Origin of the sequence: Qipengyuania citrea (assembly GCF_024171405.1) — a bacterium.
GTDB lineage: Bacteria > Pseudomonadota > Alphaproteobacteria > Sphingomonadales > Sphingomonadaceae > Qipengyuania > Qipengyuania profunda.
The window spans coordinates 144,900-169,283 of sequence record NZ_JALJZT010000002.1 but is presented as its reverse complement, the minus strand read 5'-3'; the positions used below and the strand labels follow the sequence as shown (position 1 = coordinate 169,283).

Here is a 24,384-nt window from a genome sequence, read left to right as displayed (position 1 = left end):
CGCGTCCGTTAGGCTAGCGCTGCAGGGGCTCAGCGCGACAGCCGCTCGATCTCCGCGTCGATATCCGCGAGGATCTCGGCACGCATCTCATCGGACCAGTTCCGATCCGCTGCGAGCGACTCGCGCGTGTGCTTGAGCGCCTTCAGCGCCACCGTATCGCCATAGCTTTCGCACACATACATGGTGGTGCGGCCCTTGGCATCGACCTTGGTGGTGACCGCGCGGTCCTTGTCGAGGCATTTCATCACCACTTTCGGCGCGCTGGCGATGGCCTTTTCCGCCACTGCCTCGGCGCGGACCTGTGCCACTTCGGCATGCGCTTCGGCCAGGGCAAGCTGGACCTCGCGTCGGCTTTCCGCCCGGTCGACCTGCCGCGCTTCGATCTGCTGCAGTTCGCGCTGCACCTTGCCGCCATCCGCCAGGTCCTCGCGCAATTGCGCCATTTCCTTCTTGAAGGCGCGCTTTTCCTTGTCGCTCATCTGGTCCCAGTTGCGGCCGTCCCAGCGGGCATGGCGCGCCGGGTCGCGCTCGACACGTGCCATCGATTCGCGTGCCCGTTCGAGCTCGCGTTCGGCGCGCTCGATATCGCGCTCGGCGCGGTCAAACTCACGCTCGATCGTGCGCTCCATCGCGGCGACGAATTCGCGGTCGCTGGGCGGTTCGGGCGCTTGCGGGGCATCCGGCGCTTCCGGCGCGAGCGGCGACAGCGGCGCGACGGGCGTTTGCAGCGCAAAGGGCTCTTCCGGCACGTGGGCGGCAATCCCTTCGGCATACCCGATGCTGGCGGTCATCGGCAGCGCGAACACGGCGGCGGCCACCGCGCCGCGTACGGCAAAGCGGCGGCGGCGCGAATGGTCGGTCATCGGCAGGCTGCGCAGCCGATGGATGATCGACTTGTCGCCGAGCACGGGACAGGCCATCGGCGCCGCCAGCGCGGGCCGCGGCGCGATCTGCGGACGGCGGGCGAAATCGGCGATGATCGCGGCATAGGCGGCGCGTTCTTCGCGGCTGCGGCTGGCCACCACGCGCGCATCGCAGGCGGCTTCCTGGTCGCGGCGCATGGCGGACCAGCCCATCCAGCCCAGCGGGTTGAACCAGTGGATCGCGAACAGCGGCTGGACCAGCACATTGACGAGGATGTCGTGGCCGCGGTGATGGGCAAGCTCATGCGCAATCGCGAGATCGCGCACTTGGCGCTCGCGGCTGGCCATGAAGCCATCGGGCAATGCCACAACCTTGTCGAACACCCCGAAGGCCATCGGACCCGAGATTGCAGTGGTCTCGATCAGCCGGATCGGGCCGACCTCGCCGACGGGGCGCGCATCCTCGAGCAATTCGCGGCGCAGTTCGCCATACAGCCAGAACCGGCGGCCCATGAAGATTGCCGCGCCGACCAGCCAGACGATCACCACCGGTGTGAGCAGGTCGATCGGAGTGTCGAGCGGCGCAGTCGCGGCGGGGGAGACGAATTCGCTGTAGGAAAACCCACTCTCGGCACTCGGCGCAAACGCCAGATCGGCGGCAATCACCTCGCTGCCGGCGTCGCCACCACCCGAAAGGTCGGGACGCATCCATGCAGGCAGTGTCACCGGCGGGAACAGCATCCGGATAAGCGGCAGGAACCACAGCGCATAGGCCGCGCCCGCGCCGAGATATTTGGCCACCGGGCGGCGCAGCAGCAGCGCGACGCCGATGAGTGCGCCGGTCCATACCAGCGTATCGAGCAGGAACAGGCTCCAATATTCGCGGATTAGCTCGGTCATTTGCGCATCTCCCTCAAGAGCGCTTCGATTTCGACGAGGTCGTCGTCGGTGAGCGCCTCGCTCTCGGCCAGTTGGGCGAAAAGCGGGGCGGCGCGGCCGCCGAACAGCCGGTCGACCAGGCGGCGGCTTTCACCACCGACATAGTCGGACCGCTCGATCAGCGGGCGATACAGGAATTTGCGACCCTGGGGCTCGGTGCTGACCACCTGCTTCTGGACGAGACGGCTGAGCAGCGTCTTGACGGTCGGGATCGACCAGTCGCGCCGGGCGCAGATCGCCTCGCACACTTCGGCGGCGGAGATCGGGTTGCGGTCCCACAGCACTTCCATGACGGCGTGCTCGGCTTCGCTGATCCGCTCGCCCGGGGCGTCCTTGCGCTTGCTCATTCCCACCTCCTGATCGTCGTCTGATCGTCACGCGTAATTCTTCGATTACGTCTGTAGCCACAGCGACTACGAATGTAAACCTGAAGCGTGGATGAATGCGCGGGAAAGGTCCTTGCTTCTCGACCAACGACATATCACTCTGGATCAATGACACGGATTCTGGCCGCGCTGGCCCCGCTCACCCTTTTCGCCACGCCGATCGCCGCGCAGGACGACTCGCTGCCCGAGGCGGAGATCTACGCCACCCAGCTGGTCGTGATCGAAACCGCCATGGGCGATATCACGGTGGAAATCGAGATCGAGCGCGCACCGGTGACCGCAGGTAATTTCCTGCGCTATGTCGACGAGGACCGGTTCGACGGCACCACTTTCTACCGCGCGATGCATCTCGACTGGGGCGAATCGCCCAACGGGTTGCTGCAGGGCGGCACGCAGATGCACCCCGACCGCGTGCTCGACCCGATCGCGCATGAACCGACGACCCAGACCGGCCTCAGCCATACCGATGGCGCGCTGTCGATGGCGCGTTACGATCCGGGCAGCGCGACGGGCGATTTCTCGATCATGATCAAGGACCAGACCGGGCTCGATGCGACCCCGGCCTCGTCCGATCCGAGCCTGCAGGCGGGCTTCGCGGTGTTCGGCCATGTGGTCGACGGGATGGACGTGGTCCATGCGATCCACGCGCTCCCGCCCGATCCCGACAAGGGCGAAGGCTGGATGAAGGGGCAATTGCTGGCCGATCCGGTCGAAATCATCGATATGCGCCGGGTGGATGCGCCGACCGGCACGGACTGACCGGATACCCGGCAGCTAGGCGGTTGGCCCCCCGGCATCGCCGCATACGCTGGCCCGGTCGATGCGGAAAATCTTGACCTCCCCCACCCCTTTCAGCGTGTGCAGTTCCGCGCCCGAGAAGGGCATCGCGGTCCGCGCCGAGAGATAGGTGGATTCGCTCACCGCGATACCGCCGGGTTCGGCAATACCTTCGACCCGGCTGGCGACATTCATCGTGTCGCCCCAGTAGTCATAGGCATAGCGGCGGCTGCCAACCACGCCGCCGACCACCGGGCCGGTGTGGATGCCGACGCGGACCTGGACGTCGAGGTCGGTTTCCTGCGCGAAGGCGCGGATGCTGCGGATGATGTCGCAGGCAAAAGCGATCGCCTCGCCCGCGCCGCGATCGCCCGAGGCCTGCCCGCCCGAAACCGCCAGATAGGCATCGCCGATGGTCTTGACCTTCTCTACTCCGGTGCGGTCGGCGCACTCGTCGGCGATCGAGAAGACTTCGTTGAGTACCTTGACCAGCATGCCGGGCGACAGCCTGCGCGCTAGCTTGGAGAAGCCGACGATATCGATGAAGATCACCGATACGTCGGAGAAAGAATCGGCCACCGCCTGCCCTTCGCGCAGCCGCGCAGCGACTTCGGGCGGGAGCACGTTGAAGAGCAGTTCCTCGGTCTTGCGGCGTTCGAGTTCGAGCGCCTGCCCTGCGGCGAAGGTCTTGCGCGCGCGGCGGTCGATGTCCCAGTTCACGAAGGTGGCGAAGGTGAAGAAGGTGGTGAAATTGGTGAAGGTATAGACCTTGTTCACGATCCCCCGGTCGGCCTGCACCAGGAAGGCGAGATAGATCACCAGCACGACCCCGGCCCAGGCGAGGTAATAGCGGGTGGTCGCGACGAAGCCGACGCTGGCGAAAACCATCAAGATGCCGAGGTTTATGATCGCCATGCCGAAACGCGAAATGCCGGTGATCGCGGCTTGGTCGCCCAGCGCGTCGATCAGCATGATCATCGCCACGCCCAGCGCGGTGAAGATGAGCATGTCGACCCATCCCCGCTCGACATAGAACCACGTAAAGGTGAGCGCGATGATCCCGACCAGCGCGGCGATGAAGATGCCCGCCGCGAGATTGTAGGCGATCACTCCCTCGCGCGGGAAATGCAGCGGATTGAACCCGATATAGGAAAGCAGCGTAACAATGCCGATCCCGGCAAGGAAGCGGGTACCGGGAATGCGCGCCAGCCGCTCGCCCTCGACATAGGCGCGTTCAGTATCCGGATCTTCGAAACGCCCCAGCATCGATTGCCCCCCAATGCCCCCTGCACCGGCGAACCTACCCAATGCCGCGCGGCAAGACCAGCGGCTGGCGCAGGCAGGTGCCCGGCCCGGCCGGGCGCAGTGCGAATATCAGCGGGTTTCGCGCGCCAGTCGGCTCATCAGGATGGCCGAGCGCTGCGCCTGCCGCACGATCGAGCGCAAGTCGATCGTCTCGCCCTCGGCATGGCTCCCGCTGCCCGCCGGCCCCATCCCCGCCAGGCCATCAACATAGGGCGCGACGAAGCTGATATCGGCCGCCCCGCGCCGCGACGGGGGATAGGGCTGCATCGCCTCGCGCCCGAGATCGGCATTGATCGCATTGAGCCGGTCGAGCAGCGCGGCATTGCCCGCGGTCGGCGCCATCGGCGGATAGCGGAACTCGATCGCGATGGTCGCCTCGGTGCCCGGCAGGTGCTGCGCGACGATGGCGCGCATCCGCTCGGCGGTCGCCTCGTTCTGTTCCGGGGTCAGCGCGCGCAGATCGCCGCGCGCCACCGCCTGCGAGGGGATGATGTTGGTCTTGCCGCTGGTGGTGGCGGAAAGGCCGTCCTCGCCCAGCTCGGCGGGGGTTCCGCCCGCCATGAAGCCCACGTTGTAGGTGAGGTTTTCCTCGGGCAATTCGCGCCGGAAGGCATCGAGGATGCGCGCCATTTCGTAGATTGCGCCATAGCCCGCATGGTCGGAGAAGATGCCCGAGCTGTGCCCGCTGCCCGCGTGCGTGGTCAGCGTCCAGCTGCCCGACGAGCGCCGCGCGATCACGCCCGCGTCCTTGCCGTCCAGCACCGACAGCCCTTCATAACCCAGCGCGACATCGGCCCATTTACCCGCGTCGACCAGGTCGCGGCGCGCGGCTTCCAGCGGTTCGCCCGCATCTTCCTCGTCGCCGGTCAGCGCGACGACGATATTCGCGCCTTCCAGCGTACCTGCCGCCTGCATTGCGCGCAGCGCGGCGAGCATCACCACGATGCCGCCCTTGTCGTCGACCACGCCGGGGCCGGCGGCGCTGTCGCCCTCGCGGACGAAGCCGGTGAACGGGGAATCGGGTTCGAACACCGTATCGAGATGGCCGATCAGCAGCATCTTCGTGGTGCCCGGTGCGCCTTCGTGCCGCGCAAACAGGTGGCCTGCGCGCCCCTGAGCCGACTGGTCGATCCATTCGACGTCAAAGCCGAGCGCCGCGAACTTGGGCGCCAGCATGTCGGCAACCGCCTTCACGCCCGCATGGTTGTGCGAACCCGAATTGATGAGCGTGATTTCCTCGAGCAGCGCGACATCGCGCTCGAACCCTTCCTCGACGGTAGCGACAATGGCCTGTTCGGGCGCAGTGAGCTGCGCGGCGAGAGGGCTGGCGAATGCGGCGGCGAAGACCAGCGCGGGAAGAACGAAACGCATCGCCGGACTTGGCCAAGCCGGACGGACAAAGTCAACGCGATTGCCGCGAATACCAATTTTTGGTATCCTGAGACGCATGGTCAGCAAGAACACTTCGATCGCCCTCGGCAAACCCTACACCGATTTCGCGCGCAAGAAGGTGGAAAGCGGTGAATTCGCGACCACGAGCGAGGTCGTGCGCGAAGCCATGCGGCATTACATTGCGAAGGATGCGAAGCGCGAAGCGCTCGACCGCGCGCTCAAGGAAGGACTCGACAGCGGCCCCGCCCGCCCGTTCGATTGGGACAGTTTCATGGAGCGCCATTTCGGGCCCGATGACGATGTATGAGGTTCGCCTCCTATCGCCCGCGCAAGCCGATCTCGACGACATCGCCGTCTATACCAAGGCGCGCTGGGGCAAAGATCAGGCGCGCCGCTACGTCTCGGACCTGCGCCACGACATAGAGGGCCTGTCACGCTTTCCACTCATGCACCCAGCCTATGAAAGCCGACTTGGCGCCTTCCGCAAGCTCTCCAGCGGCGAGCACCTGATCTTCTACCGGGTCGGCGAGACGGCGATCGACATCGTCCGCATCCTGCACAATCGCATGGATGCGGACGACAGTCTCTAGCGCAGGCCCTGTCGGGAACGCCTCGGGCGCCGGCCGTAAACCGGCGGGCGCCCCGCCCGCATCAGTAAACCCGCTTCTTCGGCTCGATGTACTTCGCGTCGTCGGTCAGCGTGTATTCGTGGACCGGGCGGTAATCGATCTTCACGCCGCCGCCATTGCCGCCCCAGCCGTCGAACCAGGCGATGGTGTGCTTCATCCATTCGGCGTCGTTGCGGTCGGGGAAATCCTCATGCGCATGCGCGCCGCGGCTTTCCTTGCGGTTTTCCGCCGAAGCCATGGTGACATTGGCCTGCGCCATGAGATTGTCGAGCTCGAGCGTCTCGATCAAATCGCTGTTCCAGATCAGCGAGCGGTCGAAGACCTTCACGTCCTCCATCCGCTTGTTGATCTGCTTCAGGTTTTCCACGCCCTCGGCCATCAGCTTGCTGTCGCGGAACACCGCGGCATGGCGGGTCATGGTCTTCTGCATGTCCGCGCGCAGCTCCGCCGTCGGCGTGCCGCCATCGGCATAGCGGAAATGGTCGAGCCGGGTGAGCGACAGGTCGGCGCTGTCGGCGGGCAGCTCGTCATGGCTGGTGCCCGGCTTGATCAGTTCCTTGAGGCGGTGGCCGGTCGCGCGGCCGAACACCACGAGGTCGATCAGCGAGTTCGAACCGAGGCGGTTGGCGCCGTGGACCGAAACGCAGGCGGCTTCGCCCACCGCGAACAGGCCGGGGACGATCTTTTCGGGATCGTTCTTGTCGCCCGCCATCACTTCGCCGTGATAGTTACAGGGGATGCCGCCCATGTTGTAATGCACCGTCGGAGTGACGGGCAGCGGTTCGCGGGTCAGGTCGACCCCGGCGAAGATCTTGCCGCTCTCGGTGATCCCCGGCAGGCGCTGGCCGAGCACGGTCGGATCGATGTGGTCGAGATGGAGGTAGATGTGGTCCTTTTCGGGGCCCACGCCGCGGCCTTCGCGCATTTCAAGCGCCATCGAGCGGCTGACGACGTCGCGGCTGGCGAGGTCCTTCGCGCTCGGCGCATAGCGTTCCATGAACCGCTCGCCCTCGGAATTGGTGAGGTAGCCGCCCTCGCCGCGTGCGCCCTCGGTGATGAGCACGCCCGCGCCGTAGATGCCGGTGGGGTGGAACTGGACGAATTCCATGTCCTGCAGCGGCAGTCCGGCGCGCAGCACCATGCCGCCGCCATCGCCGGTGCAGGTATGCGCGCTGGTCGCGGTGTAATAGCAGCGGCCATAGCCGCCGGTCGCCAGCACCACCGCCTTTGCGCGGAAGCGGTGGATCGTACCGTCATCGAGGCACATGGCCATGACGCCGACGCAGACGCCGTCCTTCATGATCAGGTCGAGCGCGAAATATTCGATGAAGAAGTCCGCGTCGTACTTCAGGCTCTGCTGGTAGAGCGCGTGGAGCATGGCGTGACCGGTCCGGTCGGCCGCGGCGCAGGTGCGCTGCACCGGCGGGCCTTCGCCCATGTTCTGCATATGCCCGCCGAACGGGCGCTGGTAGATCGTGCCGTCGTCATTGCGGCTGAAGGGCACGCCGGCGTGCTCCAGCTCGTAAACCGCCTGCGGTGCTTCGCGCACCAGATATTCGATCGCGTCCTGGTCGCCGAGCCAGTCGGAGCCCTTGACCGTATCGTACATATGCCACTGCCAGTGGTCGGGCGTGTTGTTGCCGAGACTGGCGGCGATACCGCCCTGCGCCGCGACGGTGTGCGAACGGGTCGGGAAAACCTTGGTGATGTTGGCGGTCTTGAGGCCGCTTTCGGCGGCGCCCATCGTGGCGCGCAGGCCCGAACCGCCGGCGCCGACGACGATTACGTCATAGGTATGCTCGACGATCGGATAGGCGGCGGCGCCGCCCTGCCGTTTCGTTCCAGGGGCGGATCCGGGCGTTGCCGGAGCGGTTGTCGGAGATTGGTTGGAACTGTCCACATTGCCCGTATTGGTATCGTCGCGCCCACCGTGCGGCGGCGCGCCATTGTTCGCACCACTAGTCATCAGGAAATTCCTCCAAGCGCGATGCGCGCAATCGAAACGAGACCGAAGACACCGCCGCCGATCGCCGCCAGGTTGAGCGCAGCGATACAGGCGAACTTGTTTCCGGGAGTATGGACATAATCCTCGATCAGCACCTGCAGGCCGAGGCGGGCATGCCAGAAGACCGAGACGATGAGCAGCGCCAGCGCGGTAGCGGGCACCGTCTGCGAGGCCCAGCCGGCGACCGTGCCGTAGGAATAGTCGGGCAGCAGCGCGAGGCTGACCGCGAGAAACAGCATCAGCACCAGATTGCCGATCGCGGTGAAGCGCTGCAGCAGCCAGTGATGCGCGCCTTCATGCGCCGAGCCGAGCCCGCGCACGCGTCCGATGGAGGTTCCGTTACCCATGGGTATTGCCCTTTAGCGAAGCAGGATGAGGGCCCAGAAGCCCGCAGTGAGAAGGATGCCGAACAGCGGTGCGAGGACCGACCAGGTCTTGTTGGTGTCGAGTTCGTAGCCGGCCCCGAGATCGAGCACGAAGTGGCGCAGGCCGCTCATCATGTGGCTGAAGAACGCCCAGCTCAGCCCGACCAGCACGACCATGCCCAGCGGCGAACCCATCAGGGTTTCGAACTGGCCATAGGCCTCGGGTCCCGCGGCCATTGCGCCCAGCCACCACAGCAGCACGCCGAGACCGACCAGCGCCATGCCGTCGCCGGTCACGCGGTGGAGGATCGAGACCGCCATATGCGGACCCCATTTCCAGATTTGCAGGTGCGGCGCCATCGGGCGGTTGGCCATGGTCATCTTCCGGTTGAGACAATTGGAGTGCTTCCCTTAGCGATATGGGCGTGTGTGACAAGGCGCGCGGCCTTGACAAGTTGCGCAAATTTTTCGAATAGGGTTTGCATGACATGCATTCTTCTTACCGGCTCCAGCCGCGGGATCGGGGCGGCGGCAAAAACCGCGCTCGAGGCCCGCGGCGCCCAGGTCATCGGCCAGGCCACGCGGAGCAATTCGATCGACACCATCCCCGCCGATTTCTGCGAACCGGGGGCACCGCAGGAAGTGTGGCAGGCAGCGCTCGCGCGGGCGGGCGGGCAGATCGACGTGCTGGTCAACAATGCCGGACTGTTCGATCCCAATCCGATCGACCGTTCGGATATCGCCTGGCTCGATGCATGGGAGGACACCATGCGGATCAATCTGACCGCGGCGGCGCAGCTCAGCCGGTTCGCGGTGCGGCACTGGAAGGAGCGCGGCGCGGCGGGCCGGATCGTCCATGTCGCCAGCCGCGCGGGGCACCGCGGCGATTCGCCCGCGCATTGGCATTATGCGGCAAGCAAGGGCGGGATGCTGGCGATGCACAAGACCATCGCCCGCCAATATGCGCGCGAGGGTATCCTGAGCTTCGCCATTACCCCGGGCTTTACCGACACCTCGATGGCGGGCGATTACCTCGACAGCCGCGGCGGGCCCGGCCTGCTCGCGGATATCCCGTTGGGGCGCGTGGCCGAGCCCGAAGAGATTGCCAGGCTGGTCGAATTCTGCGCACTCGATGCGCCGCCCAGCATGACGGGCGCCACGCTCGATGCCAATGGAGCCAGCTATGTCCGCTAGACTGTTGTCCGCCCTCGCCCCGGCGTTGCTCGCATCCGCCTGCGCGCCGCCGATCCAGACGCTGGCCCCGCTGCCGCCGAGCGAACAGGTCACCCCGCAGCAATGGGCGGCGACCTGTTCCGAATGGGACGAATGGGACAAGCCCGCCCCGCCCTACCGCATCCACGGTTCGACCTATTACGTCGGCACTTGCGGTATCTCCGCCATCCTCGTCGCGGGCACGCAGGGACACGTGTTGATCGACAGCGGCACCGTAGCGGGCGCGCAGGTGGTGCTCGACAATATCGGCAAGCTCGGCTTCCGCCCCAACGAGATCGCCAGCCTGCTGCACAGCCACGAGCATTTCGACCATGTCGGCGGGCATGCGGCGATCAAGCAGGCGAGCGGCGCGCATGTCGTCGCCTCGCCGCGCGCCGCCGCGGTCTTGCGCAGCAGCCAGGACGATCCCGACGATCCGCAATATGGCATGCACGATCCGATGGAACCGGTCGCCGTCGATGTCGTGGTGCATGGTGGCGAGACCATCCGCAGCGAAACCGCCGCGCTGACCGCGATCGCCACGCCGGGGCATACACCGGGCGCGCTGAGCTGGGCGTGGGACTCCTGCGATGCGGCGGGCGAGTGCATCGGCATCGTCTATGCCGATTCGCTTTCGCCGGTGAGCCGCGACGACTACCGCTTCGGCGACCATCCCGATTATGTCGCCGCCTATCGCGCGGGCCTGCAACGCCTGCGCGACCTGAAATGCGACCTCCTGCTCACACCGCATCCCTCGGCCAGCGAGATGGTCGCGCGCGCGGCCAGCGGTTTGCTGATCGGCGGGATGTCCTGCGCCGACTATGCCGACGCAGTCGAAGCCCGGCTCGACAAGCGACTGGCGGATGAAGCCGGTGGCTGATGCGTGGAAGATCCTCGCCGAAGTGTCGAAGCCCGTCGCCAAGGCCGCGCTGGTCGCGCATGAGGATGCGCCCGACTGGCCGGTCGAATGGGTGGTCACCGGAATGGAGGTCGCCGACCATTTGCCCGATGACTGGACGGTCGAAGTCTATCTCGATCGCCAGCCGAAATCCTCCGACCTGCAACGCGTGGCGGCGCTGTTTGAAGGCAAGCCGCCCGCTTTCGTGGTCGAGAAGCTGCCCGATACCGACTGGGTGACCGAAAGCCAGAAAGGCGTCGACCCGATCCGTGCGGGCCGGTTCCATGTCCGCACGCCCGAACATCCGGCCGACCCGGCAATGGTCGATTTCATCGTTCCGGCCAGCCAGGCCTTCGGGACGGGGCAGCACCAGACCACTGCGGGCTGCCTCGCCATGCTCGACCTGATGAAGCGCGAGGGCGTGATCGCGCGCAACCATGCAGATATCGGCACCGGCACCGGCCTGCTCGCCTTTGCCGCGATCCATCTGTGGCCGCACGCCACCGCTACCGCATCGGATATCGACCCGGTTTGCGCGGGCGTGGTGCGTGACAACATGGCGACCAACGCGGTCCGCCAAGGCCACGGTCCCGGCGAACTGACCATGGTCATCGCCGACGGGATGGACGATCCGCTGCTGGCGCTGCGCGGTCCCTACGACCTGTTCATCGCCAATATCCTGGCCGTGCCGCTGGTCGAACTTGCGCCGTCCTTCACCGCCGCCATTACGCCGGGCGGGAACCTGCTGCTCGCAGGGCTGCTCGAAACGCAGGAGGCGCGCGTGCGCCGTGCCTACCGCGCACAGGGCTTCCGGCTGGCACGGCGGCTGGTGCGCGGCGACTGGTCGATCCTGTGGCTGCGCAAAAGCCGCGTGCGGTGAACCACGCGGCGAAATGGGCCGCCTGGGCGATCGCGGTGCCGCTTTCCCTGCTGACGCTGTTCCTCCTCGCCGCGTGGATCGGCAGCGCGCTCCCGCGCAATGGCGACTGGGTCGAGCCCGCCACCGGCGTCGAGATCATGATCGAAACCAATGGCGTGCATACCGCAATCGTCATGCCGCTGGTGACCGCGCAGAAGGATTGGCGGCCCGCTTTCCCGGTGGGCGATCTCGATGCGCCTTTTCGCCCCTATACGCATGTGTCGGTCAGCTGGGGCGAGCGCGAGGTCTTCCTCAACACGCCGACCTGGGGCGATATCACGCCCGCCACGATCCTGGGCGCGGCGGTGGGCGGCGACAGCCTGCTCCATATCGCGCATTACACCCGGCCCGCACCCAGCGACACGATCCGCCCGCTGCGGATAACCCGAAGGCAATACGCCCTGCTGGTTGCGGCGATCGAGCGCCAGGTCCTGCCGCCCGCTGCGCGCATATCCTATCGCGGATATTACGCCCATGACGTCTTCTACGACGCGCCGGGGACCTATCATCTGGGGAACACCTGCAACCAGTGGACCAGCGACACGCTGGCCGAAGCGGGTATCCGCACGGGTCGCTGGACCCCGCTGGCCGGCGGCGTGATGCGCTGGGTTCCCTATGAAACGCTCGACAGCGCCCGCTAGGCGCGGCTAGGTGGCCGCCATGCAAGACGCTCCCGAGCCTTCGATATCCGGGCCCGAGACCGGTTCTTCCGCCTCACCCGTCCATCCGCTGATCACCCGCCGCCGCTCGCTCGCCAAGGCGGTCTCGTGGCGCGTGGTCGGCTCGCTCGACACGCTGCTCCTGTCCTTCCTGCTGATCACCTATCTCGGGCCGATGTTCGGGCTCGAACACAGTCCGCGCGAGGCGATGGGTGCGGCCAGCCTGATCGCGCTGACCGAAGTGGCGACCAAGATGGTGCTCTATTATCTCCATGAACGGTTCTGGGAATGGAACCGCTGGGGCACCGAGCTGCTGGGGACCAGGCGCCGCGAAAGCTACCGCCGCAGCACGACGAAAACCGCGACATGGCGTGTACTTGCCTCGCTCGACACGACGCTGCTGGCGTGGCTGTTTACCGGCAGCGTGGCCACCGCGCTCTCGATCGGCGGGCTCGAAGTGGCAACCAAGCTGGTGCTCTATTTCTTTCACGAGCGCGTGTGGGCGAACATCGGCTACGGCATCGTCGCAGGCGCGCCAGCGGCCCGCATGGCAAACGATCCGCTCGACGCGCGGCTGTCCGAAAGCGCCGCCTCCTAGCGCAGCGCCTCAGGCGAGACCCGCATCCGCCGCGGGCACACCTGCGACCGGGCGCCCGACATCGAGCATCGCGCGCACCCGTTCGGAGAACATCAGCTGGCCTTGCGGATAATAGCGGCGGTGGATCCGCATCAGCTCGGCCAGATGCGCATTGTCCAGCGTCTTGCAGAACTCGGGGCCCAGCGCGCTCTTGCCGAAATGGGGGCGCGTGTCGGGTTCGTAATGCATCACCAGCCGCTGGAGCCGTTCGAGCCAGGCATAATCGCGCGGATCGGCGAACAGGTCGATCGCGGCCATCGGGCGCTCGGCATTGGCCGCGAAATGCGGCCCCGCCTCGCCCGGCATCTCGCGCACCGAGATGATCCCCTTGAGGAAGAAGCCGAGATCGCGCAGCCCGTCGGCCTCGCGGATGATGAACTTGACCACCGCGGGCGCTTTCTCGAGCGGGACGAAGAACGCGAGATTATAACCGGTATAGGTGGTCGAGAAGAGCCCGCGCGTAATGCTCGGCGCACGGTTTTCCTTCAGCCCCGGCTGCGGATCGTAGAGGTAATCGAGATCGTCGGGATCGGTGATCACCCGCTCGCTCTGCTTCAGGTCGAGCCAGTCGATGATCCGTTGCATCGGGCGGCGCAGCTTGGGGAGGAACCGGTCGAGCTTGTAATAGCGCCGCAGGAACCAGGCGGCGAACTTGCCGCTGCCGCCGCTGGCCTTGGGGTGCGTGGCGATGGCCCCCGCCTGGTCGCATTCGGCCAGCGCGTGAAGCATGATCACCGGGTCTTCGGGGTTGGTATAGGGCATCACCGCCCAGTTCACCGCGAGCGCGCCCTGCTTGAGCTCGTCGAGCTTGGACAGGCGGCTCATCGAGCTCACCGAGACATAGGATTCGAGCGGCTTGGTCTCGAGCACCAGTTCCAAGATCGGCGCGATCGTCCCGAAGGACAGCGCGACATAGCCAAACTCCGGATCGCCGCGCTTGAGCGTGACGCGCTGCCCGCTGCCGTCGAGGAAGGTCAGCTCGACGATCGCATCGGCCATCACCGCGCGCGGGCCGAAGCCATGCGTCCCGGTCGCCAGCGCGCCGATCACCGATTGCTCCATGTAATTGCCCGCATTGTGCAACCCGCGGCGATGCTCGTCGCGTAGATATACCTTGAGATCGCGTACCGAGACCGAGGCCCCCACGCGCACGGTCTCGCTCGCCGGGTCATAGGCCAGCGTCGTCAGCCCCCCCTCGCGCATCATCATCGCGGTGACGCTGGGGACCACCTGCACGCCGTTATAGGAATGCGACTTGCCCACGCAGCTGAACTCGCCCTCGCAGATCAGCTGGGCCAGCTGCGCCTCGTCCTGCGGCACCCGCGCTTCGGTCTCGGTGCGAAAGACGTTGATCCACGTGCGAATCCAGCGTTTGCCATTCGTGCCCACGGCCCGCGCGTCCGCGCGCCGTTCGCAATAGCGACGATAATACCCCATCATGGCGTTTCCCCCTGCCAACCCCTTGTGCGCACGCCATAACCCGCCGCGGGCCGGGAATCGAGGACAGGAACGACAATACGCACCGGAACCTCCGCCCGGCCGGACCGCTGTTGGAGGAGCATTCGGAACCAGGAGACCCCATGACCAAGACGCTGCTCATCACCGGCGCCTCGACCGGCATCGGCGCCGCCACCGCCCGCGCTGCGGCACAGGCGGGCTGGAACGTCGCGCTGCTCGCGCGCTCGAAAGATACATTGGCAGACCTTGCCGGGGACATCGGCGAGCAGGCGCTCGCGCTGCCCTGCGATGTGACCACGCGCGACGAGCTGGACGAGGCGGTGGCGCAGGCAGTGGAGCATTTCGGCGGGCTCGACGCGGTCTATGCCAATGCCGGCAAGGGCACCTCCACTCCCGGTATCGAGCAGGGCGATCCCGACGAGTGGCACGCCATGATCCATCTCAACGTACTCGCCGTGCTCACCACCGCGCATGCCACGCTGCCGCATCTGCGCAAGACCAGGGGGCATTTCGTGGTCACCGGGTCGAAGGCCGGGCGCGACCACATGAAGGGCTCGGTTTACGGCGCGACCAAGTGGTTCGTGCAGGGCTTCGCGGGCAATCTGGCCGAGGAAATGCGCGAATGGGGCGGCCGCTGCACGCTGATCACCCCCGGCATGGTCGACACGCCGTTCTTCGATGAGCCCAAGCCCGACAAGATCCAGCCCGACGATGTCGCCAATGCGGTGGTCTTTGCGCTGTCGCAGCCGCGCAGCGCGGATGTGCGCGAAATCCACATCATGCCGGGCGGCTGATTAGCCGCGCAGCGCGTCTTCCAGCGTCGCCAGCGCGGCGCGCGCAAAGGCTTCCATATTGGCGATCCGGTCGTCGCTGCCGGTCTCGGTCCGGCGGGTGAATTCGAACCCGCCGGGCCCCGCCACCGCCGCGCAGCTGCGCCCCGCGGGCGCACCGCTGGGGTGGCTCGACCCGCCGACCGAACCGCTTTCCGCCAGCCCCCATTGCGCGCCGAAATTGTCGCGGATCGCGCGCGCCTGCAGCAGCGCATAATCCTCGCTTGCCCCACGCATTCCGGCATAGGCCTCGCGCGGAAGATCGAAAAGCACGTCGCGGGCGCGGAAGGAATAGACCACTCCGCCTCCAACGAAAAAGTCGAGCGCGCCGGGCACGGTCAGCAGCGATGCCGCGACCAGCCCGCCGGTCGCGCCATCGGCTACCGCGACCTTCTCGCCGCGCTGACGCAGCAGATCGGCAATGCGCAGCGCCTGTTTATGGGTCTGCTCGAGCATGTCAGCCGGCCGCCTTGACGATTTCGGCCCAGCCGGCCTCGTCCACCACCTCGATCCCGAGTTCGGCGGCCTTTTTCAGCTTGCTGCCCGCGCCCGGCCCCGCAACCAGCAGATCGGTCTTGGCGCTGACCGATCCGCTGGCCTTGGCGCCCAGCCGTTCGGCCTGCGCCTTGGCCTCGTCGCGGCTCATCGTCTCGAGCTTGCCAGTAAACACCACCGTCTTGCCGCTGACCGGGCTGTCGCGTGTCTCGACCTCGTAGCGCTGGGGCTCGACCACCCCTTCGCCCGGTGCCTCGCCGATCAAATCGTTCCACACGCTGCGGTTGTGCTCTTCATGGAAGAAGTCGGCCAGTGCATGGCCCACCGCAGTGCCGATCCCGTCGGTGCGGACTTCAAAAATGCGTTTCACCGCCTCGACCATGCGCGTGTTGAACGGGCTTTCCTTCTCGCCCTCGGCGCGCGGGTGTTCGACGCAGTAGGTGCGGAACTCGGCGGCCTTTCGGGGCAGCAGGCGGATATCGCCCAGCCCCTTCATTAAATCGCGCGCGGTGACCGCGCCGACATGGCGGATCCCCAGCCCGAACAGCAGCCGCGCGGCATCGGGTCCACGGCGCGCTTCCACAGATTCCAACAAATTATCCACAGAGCGCTCCTTCCACCCGTCGAGCGCGAGAATGTCCGCCCGCCGCTGCTTTAGGCGGAAGATGTCGGCGGGGCTTTCGAGCCAGCCGAGCGCGAAGAACTGGTCGATCGTCTTCTCGCCCAGCCCGTCGATGTCGAGCGCGCCGCGGCTGACGAAATGCTTAAGCCTTTCCGTGCGTTGTGCGGGACATATGAGACCGCCTGTGCAACGCACGTCGACCTCGCCCTCTTCCGCCACCGCCTCGCTGCCGCATTCGGGGCAATGGCCGGGGAAAACATAGGGTTCGCGGTCCGCCTCGGGCGTGAGGTTATCCACAAGCTGTGGAATAACGTCGCCCGCGCGCTGGACCACCACGCGGTCGCCCGGCCGCACGCCCAGCCGTGCGATCTCGTCGCGATTGTGCAGCGTGACATTGGTCACGGTGACCCCGCCGACGAGGACCGGGGCGAGCCGCCCGACCGGAGTCAGCTTGCCCGTCCGCCCGACCTGGATATCGATGCTCTCGAGCGTGGTCTCGGCCTGTTCTGCGGGAAATTTATGCGCCAGCGCCCAGCGCGGTGCCTTGGCGACAAAGCCGAGCCGCTGCTGGTAGTCGAGCCGGTCGACCTTATAGACCACGCCGTCGATTTCATAGGGCAAGTCGGGCCGCGCGGCGGCGATGGTCTCGTAATGTGCGAGGATCGCTGCGGCATCGTGGAACCGCGCGAACAGCGGCGAGACGGGCACGCCCCAGCGCTCGATCACGCGGACCACCTCTTCCTGCGTTCCGCCCGGCACATCGGAAGCCGCACCCCAGCCATGCGCCCAGAACTTGAGCGGGCGCTGCGCGGTGACTTCGGCATCCTTCTGTCGCAGCGATCCGGCGGCGGCATTGCGCGGATTGGCGAACTGGCGGACCTTGGCCGGGTCGAGCTCCTCGCCCTTTTCCTCCGCCGCAGCGCGCGCATCATCCATCAGCCGCGCGTTGAGCGCCTCGAAATCGGCGCGCCCCATATAGACCTCGCCGCGGATCTCGAACACCTCGGGCGCATCGCCGCAAAGCTGCTGCGGAATGTCGGGAATATGCGCGACATTGGGCGTCACGTCCTCGCCCACCTGCCCGTCCCCGCGCGTCGCCGCGCGCACCAGAGCGCCCTTCTCGTAGCGCAGCGAGCACGACAGGCCGTCGATCTTGTCCTCGGCAGTGAACGCCACCGGATCGTCTTCGGACAGCGAGAGGAAGCGCCGCACGCGGGCGACCCATTCCTCGACCTCTTCGGCGTTGAAGGCATTGTCGAGGCTCATCATCCGAACCTCGTGCGTCACCTTGCTCAGCGGCGAGGTGGTGGCCGTATGGCCGACCTTGCGGCTGGGCGAATCCTCACGCACCAGATGCGGAAATTCCGCCTCCAGCGCGGCATTGCGCCGCACCAGCGCGTCATATTCCGGATCGCTAATCTCGGGCGCGTCTTCGGCATGGTAGAGCCGGTCGTGATGCGCGATCTGTTTCGCCAGCCGCATCAATTCATTGGCGGCTTCGGCTTCGGTAATGTCGATTGCCATTTTAAGCCCCCTCTTCTTCAGAGGAGGGGGTTTGGGGGTGGTGTTCGCGACCTTTCGGCCAGCGATCCGCTGTTTCTTCAAGCACGCTCGTCAACTTCTCCAGCACCCCGTCCAGATTGCGCATGATCTGGTGATTGGTGAAACGCACGGTGGCAAACCCATGGTCCCGAAGCATCGCCCCATCGCGGTCCGCATCGGCCACCGGGTCATGTGTATCGCCCTCCACTTCGATCACCAGCCCTTTCGCGGGACAGAAGAAATCGACGATCCGGTGCCCGATCACGACCTGTCGCCTGAATTTCAAGCCGGAAAGCCGCTTGCCGCGCAATTCATTCCACAGGCGCCGTTCGGGCTCGGGCATATCGCGGCGCATTCGGGCGGCTCGGGCGCGAAGCGTCTCTGGCGAGACGCCACCACCCCCAACCCCCTCCTCTGAAGAAGAGGGGGCCTTTGGCGCGGGCATCACACCCCCTCCAGCAGCCGATCGGCTTGTGCACGGGCTTCAGGCGTAACTTCGGCTCCCGAGAGCATACGCGCGATCTCTTCCTGCCGCCCGCCTTCGTCGAGCAGCGCGACGCTGGTCTTGGTCACCGTGCCGTCGCTCGACTTGGCGATCATGTAATGCATGCGTCCGCGCGCGGCGACCTGCGGGCTGTGCGTTACCGCGAGCAATTGCCCGTCGGCGGAGAGCCGCGCGAGCCGTTCGCCAATCGCGCTGGCGACCGCGCCGCCGACGCCGCGGTCGATCTCGTCGAAGATCACCGTCGCCGCCCCGCCCTGCTCGGCCAGCGCGACCTTGAGCGCGAGGATGAAGCGCGACAGTTCGCCGCCGCTGGCAATCTTGGTGAGCGGCGCGAAATCGGCGCCGGGATTGGTGGCGATGAGGAATTCGACCGCATCCATGCCGCTCGCGCCCCATTTGTCCTCGGGCAAGGCGGTCACCGCAGTGCGGAAACGCGCGGCGTCGAGCTTGAGCGGCGCCAGTTCGCGCGTCACCGCCTCGTCGAGCCGCAGCGCGGCGGCAAGGCGGTTGGCGTGCAGCGCTTCGGCCGCCGCGCGGTAGCCCGCGCCCGCGTCCTTCGCCGCCGCTTCGAGCGCATCGAGCTCGGCCTCGCCGCCCTCGATGCTTTCGAGCCGGCTGCGCATGGCGCGCATCGTCTCGGGCAGCTCGTCCACTTCGCAGCGGTGCTTGCGCGCCAGCGCGCGCAGTTCGAACAGCCGCGTTTCGGCGGCATCGAGCGCGGCGGGGTCGTGGACCAGCGCCTCGGCGGCGGCCTGCAGCTTTTCCTCCGCCTCGCCCGCTTCGATCACCGCGCGGTCGAGCGCGCCCAGCGCTTCGGCCAGCAGCGCATGTTCGGGCGCGATCCGGTCGAGCCGCCGTGCTGCCACGCGCAGCGATGCGAGCGGCGAGTCCGAGCCTTCCCACAAATGCCGCAATTCCTCGAGATCGCCCGACAGCTTCTCGCCCTTCTGCATGTCCGCGCGGGTTGCGGCGAGCCGCGCCTCTTCGCCCGCCTGCGGTTCGAGCGCGGTCAGTTCGGCGAGATGCGCGAGCAGCAAATCCTGGTCGGCCTTGGCGGTTTCCACCGCGCCGCGCGCTTCGGCCAGCGCCTCCTCGGCGCTGCGCCATTTGCTCCACGCCTCCGCGACCCGCGCGGTGTCCGCCCCGGCGAAACGGTCGAGCAGCGCCCGGTGCCCGCGCGGATTGACCAGCCCGCGGTCGTCATGCTGGCCATGCAGTTCGACGAGGAAACCCGCCATGTCGCGCAGCAGGCCGACGCTGACCGGCTGGTCGTTGACGAAGGCGCGGCTTTTGCCATCGGGTTTGAGCTGGCGCCGCACGATCAGCGGTTCGCCGTCCTCCAGTTCGATATCCGCATCGTCGAGCAATCGGGCAAGGCCGCGCGGCAGGGTGTTGAAGTCGAAGGTTCCCGAAACGCTGGCCTTGTCCTCGCCGCTGCGCACCAGCCCGCTGTCGGCGCGGTTGCCCAGCACCAGCCCCAGCGCATCGAGCAGGATCGACTTGCCCGCCCCGGTTTCGCCCGTGAGCACGCCCAGCCCGCGCCCGAAGGCGAGGTCGAGCGCTTCGATCAGCACGATATTGCGGATGGAGAGCCGGGTCAGCATGCCAGGCCCTGTTAGCCGCTGCCGCAAGCCAAGTCAGCAAGCCTTTGCGCGCAATCGACAAGCTTGGCAGCCACACGATCCGGCGCATCCGTAAACGTCGAATTAGCAAATGCTATATTATGGCATAGGGGTGTTTTGGCGAAGCATCCTGAACGGCCTTGGCGGGCCGGGCATTCCCGCGCATCTGCGGGACGACTTCACCATGCTCACTGCCCACCACATGATCGGCCAGGCGCGGCTGCTGTTTGCCGGCTTTATCCTCAGCCTGCCGGTGGTCGCCTATGGGGCGAGCCCGGGCGCGGGGCCGCTGGTCGCCTACGGGCTGCCGCTGGTGGTGCTGGCGCTTGCCACGCTCGGGCTGATCCTGCTGGCGCGCCCGATCGATTTCGACACCTCGACCACGCAGGATGCGCGGCGGGCCATCGCCACGGTGTGGAAGCTGTGCCTGCTCTCCGCCGCGGTCGGCAGCATCTGGTGCATTGCCAGCTGGGCGAGTGCGCCGGTCGAAACGCGGATCTACTACCCTGCGATCATGTCGCTCGGCGCGCTGATGCTCGGCTATTGCCTGACCGCGGTGCGCGGCATCGGCCTGTCGGTGCTGCTGGTGACGCTGGGTCCGGTGGCCGCTGCGCTGGCGAGCACGGGTCAGGTAATGGACGCGGTGCTGGCCACCGCAGTGGTCATCGCGGTGGGGTTCCAGCTGCTGATGATGCGGCGCCACCACCATTTGCTGCTAAGCCTGGTCGAGGAACGCTACAGATCGGCCGAGCTGGCGCGGCACGATCCGCTCACCGGCCTCGCCAACCGCCGCGCGCTGATGGAGCATTTCGAGGGCTTTGCCGAGCGCGGCCGCGCGGTGCGGCTGATGGTGGTCGATATCGACCGCTTCAAGAATATCAACGACCGCTTCGGTCACGATATGGGCGACGACGTGCTGCGCGCTTTCGCCGAGCTGCTGGCGATCCATGCGCGCGGCGAGATCTGCGCGGCACGGCTGGGCGGCGAGGAGTTCGCGCTGCTCGCCAGCGCCGACACGCTCGACCCGGCTATCGCATTGCAGGTGCTGGGCGAAATTCGCGGCGCCTACATGCCGCATGGCGAACAGATCACTGCCAGCATCGGGGTGGCGGATGCAGTGGTGGCCGGTCCCGAGGACTGGACCGCGCTCTATGGCGAGGCCGATCGCGCGCTCTATCGCGCCAAGAACGAAGGCCGCAACCGGGTCATGTCATTCGATGCGGAGGCGGCGTCCAGCGCGCAGGTCGAGGCCTTGCGCGCACGCCGCGCCTGACCCGGGGGCGCGGATCCGCTGGGGTTCACGCCCGCTGCGTGGTCCTGGACCAGCTCATACGCCTTGTCGTACCAGTCGTTGCCCGGATAGTTCGCCCCGAGCACCGCGGCATATTTCACCGCTTCGGCGGGAATTCCCAGCGCAAGGCTGGTTTCGGTCAGCCGGTAGAGCGCTTCGGGCGCGTGGCTGGTGGTCTCGTAATTGTCGACCACGTTCTGGAAGCGGATCTGCGCCGCGATCCACTTGCCCGAGCGTTCGTAATGACGGCCGATCTCCATTTCCTTGCCCGCGAGGTGATCGCGCACGAGGTCGATCTTGAGCCGCGCATCGGCGGCGTAATCGCTGTTGGGGAAGCGGCGGTTGATCTCGTTGAGCGCGGTGAGCGCCTGGTCGGTGATCTTCTGGTCGCGCTGGACGTCGCTGATCTGCTCGTAATAGCTTAGCGCGATCAGGTAGAAGGCGTAAGGCGCGTCCTTGTTGCCCGGGTGGATCTGCAGGAAGCGCTGCGCCGCCTGGATCGCCTTGTTGTAATCCTGCGCAACGTAATAGCTGAACGAACCCATCAGCTGCGCCCGGCGCGCCCAGGGCGAATAGGGATGCTGGCGCTCGACCTCGTCGAACAGCGCGGCGGCCATTTCGGCCTGGCCGTTGTCGAGCCGGCGCTTGGCCTCCCAGTACAGCGATTCCACGTCGCGCGCGACATAGGCGGTGTCGCGGGGGCCGTTGTCGCGGCCCGCACATCCGGCGGTGAGAAGCGTCGCACCCGCAAGCGCGGCGCCGAGGATGAGCTTGGGGGTGGAGCGGGTCTGGGTTGTCATGGGAAGCAGCCTATAACCAGCGTCCCGATGAACGCCAAGTGAAGTTCGCGCCGCTGTCCCCCGAGCGCTATTGTGCGCTGGAAATTTCTTCGGGGGCATCCCACAACAGGTGGCGGTTTTCGAGCATCACCAGATTGGCGCTGCGGATCACTTCGCCCTTGGTGCGATAACCGAGCAATTGTTCGGCCTGCGTATCGGGATTGCTCGTAAGCACGCGCAGTTCCTCTGAGGTGAAATCGCTCAGCCCGCGGGCGCGTTCGATGCCCTTGCTGTCGTAGATATGGAGCACGTCGCCGCGCGAGAAATCGCCGGTCATCGAGATCACGTCGCCGCGGCGGATCGGGCGATCGCCCCCCAGCCCCGATGCGGTGGTGTCGGAAATCACCAGGCTGCCCGCCATCTGCAGGCGGTTGGCGATCCAGCTGTCCCAGCCCGACAGCGGATTGGGATGCGGGAGAATCTTGGTCGAGCGGCGCGTCTGCGCCAGCACGCTGGAGACCGGGTGATCCGCCTCGCCCTGCGCGATCCAGGTGGTGACGCCCGCTTCCTGCGCCATGTTGGCGGCCAGCAGCTTGGTCTCCATTCCGCCCGTGCCGAGCGTGCTCTTGCCCTTGGTCGCGTCCATATACAGGCTGACATCCTCGACCTCGGGCACGAATTGCGCTTCGGGATCGTCGGGATTGCGGTCGTAAAGGCCGTCGACACCGGTGAGAATCACGAAATCGTCCGCGCCGACCATCTGCGCGACCTTGGCCGCCAGCCGGTCGTTGTCGCCGACACGGATTTCCTCGGTGGTGATGGTATCGTTCTCGTTGACGATCGGGACCACGTTGGACTGGAGCAGGCGGTGCACGGTGTTGCGCGTGTTGAGGAAACGGCGGTGATCCTCGAAATCGCCCAGCGTCAGCAGCACCTGCGCAATCTCGAAGCCAAACTCGTGCCCGACCTGCTTATAGGCATTGAGCAGCAGCGGCATGCCGCAAGCGGCGGCGGCCTGCTTGTCGGATACTCCGGCGCTTTCGGGCGTTTCCCCGATGATGCGCAGGCCCAGTGCGACCGAGCCCGACGAGCACAGGATCACATTGGTACCTTCGGCGCGCAACTGGGCAATGTCTTCCAGCAGACGCTGGAGGAAGCCATAACGCGGAGTGAGGAGCTGTTGGTTGGCAAGGAGGGCCGAACCGATTTTGACGACGATGTTTCGTTTTTGGGTCATATTTTTCGAATGTTGCGTAGGCTTGAAATTTCTCGAGCACAATATAGATAGTGGTTGTGCACTGCACAACCGCCTTTTTGAAAATACCGACCTAACATGAATAAGATCGTATTTGGTATAGTTAAGGCAGTAAGCTTCCAGGAAGCTCTTCTTATAGTCAAGTAAGCACAAGATTACACAAGAGCCATGGCGCTCGGAAACGGATTTTAGTCATTATAAAAACTGTTTGTATTGTCGGATGCGGAAAAATGGGCTCCGCTTTACTTTCGCAATGGGTCGAGGGACCCGAAAGGATCACCGTGGTCGATCCAGCCGGTAGCGACGTGCCCGAAGAGGTCACTCTCGTCACCGACCGCGAACAGATCGCCGATAAGCGATTCGACTGCATCGTTGCCGCGGTGAAGCCGCAGCTGATCGACGACATCATGGCCGATTATATCGAGCATCTGGCGCCGGGAGGATACGTCCTCTCGATCGCCGCCGGCTATTCGGGAGCGCGCCTCTCCAAGCTGATGGGCGATGCGCCGGTCATCCGCACGATGCCCAACCTGCCCGCGGCGATCGGCCGCGGCGTCAGCGGCATCTGCCCCGGCCCGCATGCCAGTTCGATCCATGTCACCCATGCAGAAGCGTTCATGCGCCGCGCGGGCGCAACCATTACCGTCGGCAGCGAAGACAAGCTCGACAAGGTGACCGCCGTGGCGGGTTCGGGCCCCGGCTATGTCTTCGAGATCGCCCGCGCTTATGCCGAAGCGGCCATGGCGCAGGGTTTCGACGAGGACGAAGCGCGCGACATGGTGCTCGGCACCATTGGCGGCGCGATCGCCATGGCCAGCGAACCGTCGGCGCCCAGCCTTGAGGAATTGCGCAATTCGGTGACCAGCAAGGGCGGCACCACTGCCGCCGGTCTCGGCGCCCTCAATGCAGATGGCGGCCTTTCCAAACGCCTGCATGATACCTTGCAGGCAGCCTACGACCGGGCGGTCGAGTTGCGCTGAACGCCAGCGACTCCCGCCC

General features: G+C 66.1%; 25 protein-coding genes. 11 read left to right on the top strand and 14 right to left on the bottom strand.

Translation table 11 applies throughout. The features are described 5' to 3' along the window. Positions 1 to 29: 29 nt before the first annotated feature. Together J2S32_RS01700 and J2S32_RS01695 are read right to left on the bottom strand one after the other, a co-directional pair. A complete protein-coding gene (locus J2S32_RS01700; protein WP_253515409.1) occupies positions 30 to 1,763 on the bottom strand; it encodes a M56 family metallopeptidase in 1,734 nt (577 codons plus the stop codon). Beyond that, the gene (locus J2S32_RS01695; RefSeq protein WP_253515408.1) at positions 1,760 to 2,149 is read right to left on the bottom strand and encodes a BlaI/MecI/CopY family transcriptional regulator; all 390 of its coding nucleotides are present in this window, start codon (positions 2,147 to 2,149) and stop codon (positions 1,760 to 1,762) included. Before J2S32_RS01695 ends, J2S32_RS01700 begins: the two co-directional genes overlap by 4 nt. A gap of 147 nt (positions 2,150 to 2,296) precedes the next feature. Here J2S32_RS01695 and J2S32_RS01690 point away from each other — a divergent pair, with 147 nt between their 5' ends. Continuing rightward, positions 2,297 to 2,947 carry a peptidylprolyl isomerase gene (locus tag J2S32_RS01690; protein WP_253515407.1) on the top strand — a complete coding sequence of 217 codons (651 nt, stop codon included), beginning with the start codon at positions 2,297 to 2,299 and terminating at the stop codon, positions 2,945 to 2,947. 15 nt (positions 2,948 to 2,962) lie between these two features. On the opposite strand, the gene J2S32_RS01685 is transcribed toward J2S32_RS01690, so the two are convergent. Next, a complete protein-coding gene (locus J2S32_RS01685) occupies positions 2,963 to 4,231 on the bottom strand; it encodes an adenylate/guanylate cyclase domain-containing protein (RefSeq protein WP_253515406.1) in 1,269 nt (422 codons plus the stop codon). A 108-nt stretch (positions 4,232 to 4,339) separates the two neighbouring features. Beyond that, positions 4,340 to 5,641, bottom strand: a complete 1,302-nt coding sequence (locus tag J2S32_RS01680) for a M20/M25/M40 family metallo-hydrolase (RefSeq protein WP_253515404.1) — start codon at positions 5,639 to 5,641, stop codon at positions 4,340 to 4,342. 76 nt (positions 5,642 to 5,717) lie between these two features. Here J2S32_RS01680 and J2S32_RS01675 point away from each other — a divergent pair, with 76 nt between their 5' ends. Both J2S32_RS01675 and J2S32_RS01670 read left to right on the top strand, forming a co-directional pair. Further along, positions 5,718 to 5,969, top strand: a complete 252-nt coding sequence (locus tag J2S32_RS01675; protein ID WP_253515403.1) for a type II toxin-antitoxin system ParD family antitoxin — start codon at positions 5,718 to 5,720, stop codon at positions 5,967 to 5,969. Then, positions 5,956 to 6,252, top strand: coding sequence for a type II toxin-antitoxin system RelE/ParE family toxin (locus tag J2S32_RS01670; protein ID WP_253515402.1), 297 nt, complete (start codon positions 5,956 to 5,958; stop codon positions 6,250 to 6,252). Before J2S32_RS01675 ends, J2S32_RS01670 begins: the two co-directional genes overlap by 14 nt. Before the next feature lie 61 nt (positions 6,253 to 6,313). On the opposite strand, the gene sdhA is transcribed toward J2S32_RS01670, so the two are convergent. Genes sdhA through sdhC form a run of 3 tightly spaced genes read right to left on the bottom strand, consistent with a single transcriptional unit; the run spans position 6,314 to position 9,036 of the window. Next, positions 6,314 to 8,257: a succinate dehydrogenase flavoprotein subunit gene (gene sdhA / locus J2S32_RS01665; RefSeq protein ID WP_253515401.1), complete on the bottom strand. Its 1,944-nt coding sequence runs from the start codon at positions 8,255 to 8,257 to the stop codon at positions 6,314 to 6,316. After that, positions 8,257 to 8,643: a succinate dehydrogenase, hydrophobic membrane anchor protein gene (gene sdhD, locus J2S32_RS01660; RefSeq protein WP_253515400.1), complete on the bottom strand. Its 387-nt coding sequence runs from the start codon at positions 8,641 to 8,643 to the stop codon at positions 8,257 to 8,259. Before sdhD ends, sdhA begins: the two co-directional genes overlap by 1 nt. A 12-nt stretch (positions 8,644 to 8,655) precedes the next feature. Next, complete coding sequence (sdhC, locus tag J2S32_RS01655; protein WP_253522862.1) at positions 8,656 to 9,036, bottom strand: succinate dehydrogenase, cytochrome b556 subunit; 381 nt, start codon at positions 9,034 to 9,036, stop codon at positions 8,656 to 8,658. Between the two features lie 108 nt (positions 9,037 to 9,144). On the opposite strand from sdhC, the gene J2S32_RS01650 reads away from it, so the two are divergent. The 5 genes from J2S32_RS01650 to J2S32_RS01630 are packed head-to-tail and all read left to right on the top strand — an operon-like array spanning position 9,145 to position 12,947. Next, entirely contained in the window at positions 9,145 to 9,855 is a 711-nt protein-coding gene (locus J2S32_RS01650; protein ID WP_253515399.1) for an SDR family NAD(P)-dependent oxidoreductase, read from the top strand. Next, on the top strand, positions 9,845 to 10,753 hold the full coding sequence (gene bla, locus J2S32_RS01645; RefSeq protein WP_253515398.1) for a subclass B3 metallo-beta-lactamase: 909 nt from the start codon (positions 9,845 to 9,847) through the stop codon (positions 10,751 to 10,753). Before J2S32_RS01650 ends, bla begins: the two co-directional genes overlap by 11 nt. Then, positions 10,695 to 11,651, top strand: a complete 957-nt coding sequence (locus J2S32_RS01640; RefSeq protein ID WP_253515396.1) for a 50S ribosomal protein L11 methyltransferase — start codon at positions 10,695 to 10,697, stop codon at positions 11,649 to 11,651. The genes bla and J2S32_RS01640 overlap by 59 nt, the downstream gene beginning before the upstream one ends. Further along, a complete protein-coding gene (locus tag J2S32_RS01635) occupies positions 11,624 to 12,331 on the top strand; it encodes a DUF2459 domain-containing protein (RefSeq protein ID WP_253515394.1) in 708 nt (235 codons plus the stop codon). The genes J2S32_RS01640 and J2S32_RS01635 overlap by 28 nt, the downstream gene beginning before the upstream one ends. 19 nt (positions 12,332 to 12,350) lie before the next feature. Next, positions 12,351 to 12,947, top strand: coding sequence for a DUF2061 domain-containing protein (locus J2S32_RS01630; protein ID WP_253515393.1), 597 nt, complete (start codon positions 12,351 to 12,353; stop codon positions 12,945 to 12,947). A gap of 9 nt (positions 12,948 to 12,956) precedes the next feature. Here J2S32_RS01630 and J2S32_RS01625 read toward each other — a convergent pair whose 3' ends face one another. Then, entirely contained in the window at positions 12,957 to 14,426 is a 1,470-nt protein-coding gene (locus J2S32_RS01625; RefSeq protein ID WP_253515392.1) for an FAD-binding protein, read from the bottom strand. A 140-nt stretch (positions 14,427 to 14,566) separates the two neighbouring features. Between J2S32_RS01625 and J2S32_RS01620 the strand changes: the two genes are divergently transcribed. Then, positions 14,567 to 15,238, top strand: coding sequence for an SDR family oxidoreductase (locus J2S32_RS01620; RefSeq protein WP_253515391.1), 672 nt, complete (start codon positions 14,567 to 14,569; stop codon positions 15,236 to 15,238). On the opposite strand, the gene J2S32_RS01615 is transcribed toward J2S32_RS01620, so the two are convergent. The 4 genes from J2S32_RS01615 to recN all read right to left on the bottom strand — a co-directional run bounded on the left by J2S32_RS01615 (position 15,239) and on the right by recN (position 20,042). After that, positions 15,239 to 15,730, bottom strand: a complete 492-nt coding sequence (locus tag J2S32_RS01615; RefSeq protein WP_253515390.1) for a CinA family protein — start codon at positions 15,728 to 15,730, stop codon at positions 15,239 to 15,241. It lies immediately after the preceding gene. A gap of 1 nt (position 15,731) precedes the next feature. Beyond that, a complete protein-coding gene (gene ligA / locus J2S32_RS01610; protein ID WP_253515389.1) occupies positions 15,732 to 17,915 on the bottom strand; it encodes an NAD-dependent DNA ligase LigA in 2,184 nt (727 codons plus the stop codon). Between the two features lies 1 nt (position 17,916). Next, complete coding sequence (locus tag J2S32_RS01605; RefSeq protein WP_253515387.1) at positions 17,917 to 18,276, bottom strand: endonuclease domain-containing protein; 360 nt, start codon at positions 18,274 to 18,276, stop codon at positions 17,917 to 17,919. Positions 18,277 to 18,377: 101 nt separating this feature from the next. Beyond that, positions 18,378 to 20,042, bottom strand: coding sequence for a DNA repair protein RecN (gene recN, locus J2S32_RS01600; RefSeq protein WP_253515385.1), 1,665 nt, complete (start codon positions 20,040 to 20,042; stop codon positions 18,378 to 18,380). A gap of 130 nt (positions 20,043 to 20,172) precedes the next feature. Between recN and J2S32_RS15805 the strand changes: the two genes are divergently transcribed. Continuing rightward, a complete protein-coding gene (locus J2S32_RS15805) occupies positions 20,173 to 21,333 on the top strand; it encodes a GGDEF domain-containing protein (protein WP_253515383.1) in 1,161 nt (386 codons plus the stop codon). On the opposite strand, the gene J2S32_RS01590 is transcribed toward J2S32_RS15805, so the two are convergent. Beyond that, positions 21,234 to 22,151, bottom strand: coding sequence for an outer membrane protein assembly factor BamD (locus tag J2S32_RS01590; RefSeq protein WP_253515380.1), 918 nt, complete (start codon positions 22,149 to 22,151; stop codon positions 21,234 to 21,236). The two genes, J2S32_RS15805 and J2S32_RS01590, sit on opposite strands and share 100 nt — an antisense overlap. A 67-nt stretch (positions 22,152 to 22,218) precedes the next feature. After that, positions 22,219 to 23,367, bottom strand: a complete 1,149-nt coding sequence (gene proB, locus J2S32_RS01585; RefSeq protein WP_253515379.1) for a glutamate 5-kinase — start codon at positions 23,365 to 23,367, stop codon at positions 22,219 to 22,221. A gap of 203 nt (positions 23,368 to 23,570) precedes the next feature. Here proB and J2S32_RS15800 point away from each other — a divergent pair, with 203 nt between their 5' ends. Then, positions 23,571 to 24,365 (top strand): pyrroline-5-carboxylate reductase family protein, encoded by a 795-nt coding sequence (locus J2S32_RS15800; RefSeq protein WP_335732863.1) that lies wholly within the window; start codon positions 23,571 to 23,573, stop codon positions 24,363 to 24,365. Positions 24,366 to 24,384: the final 19 nt, after the last annotated feature.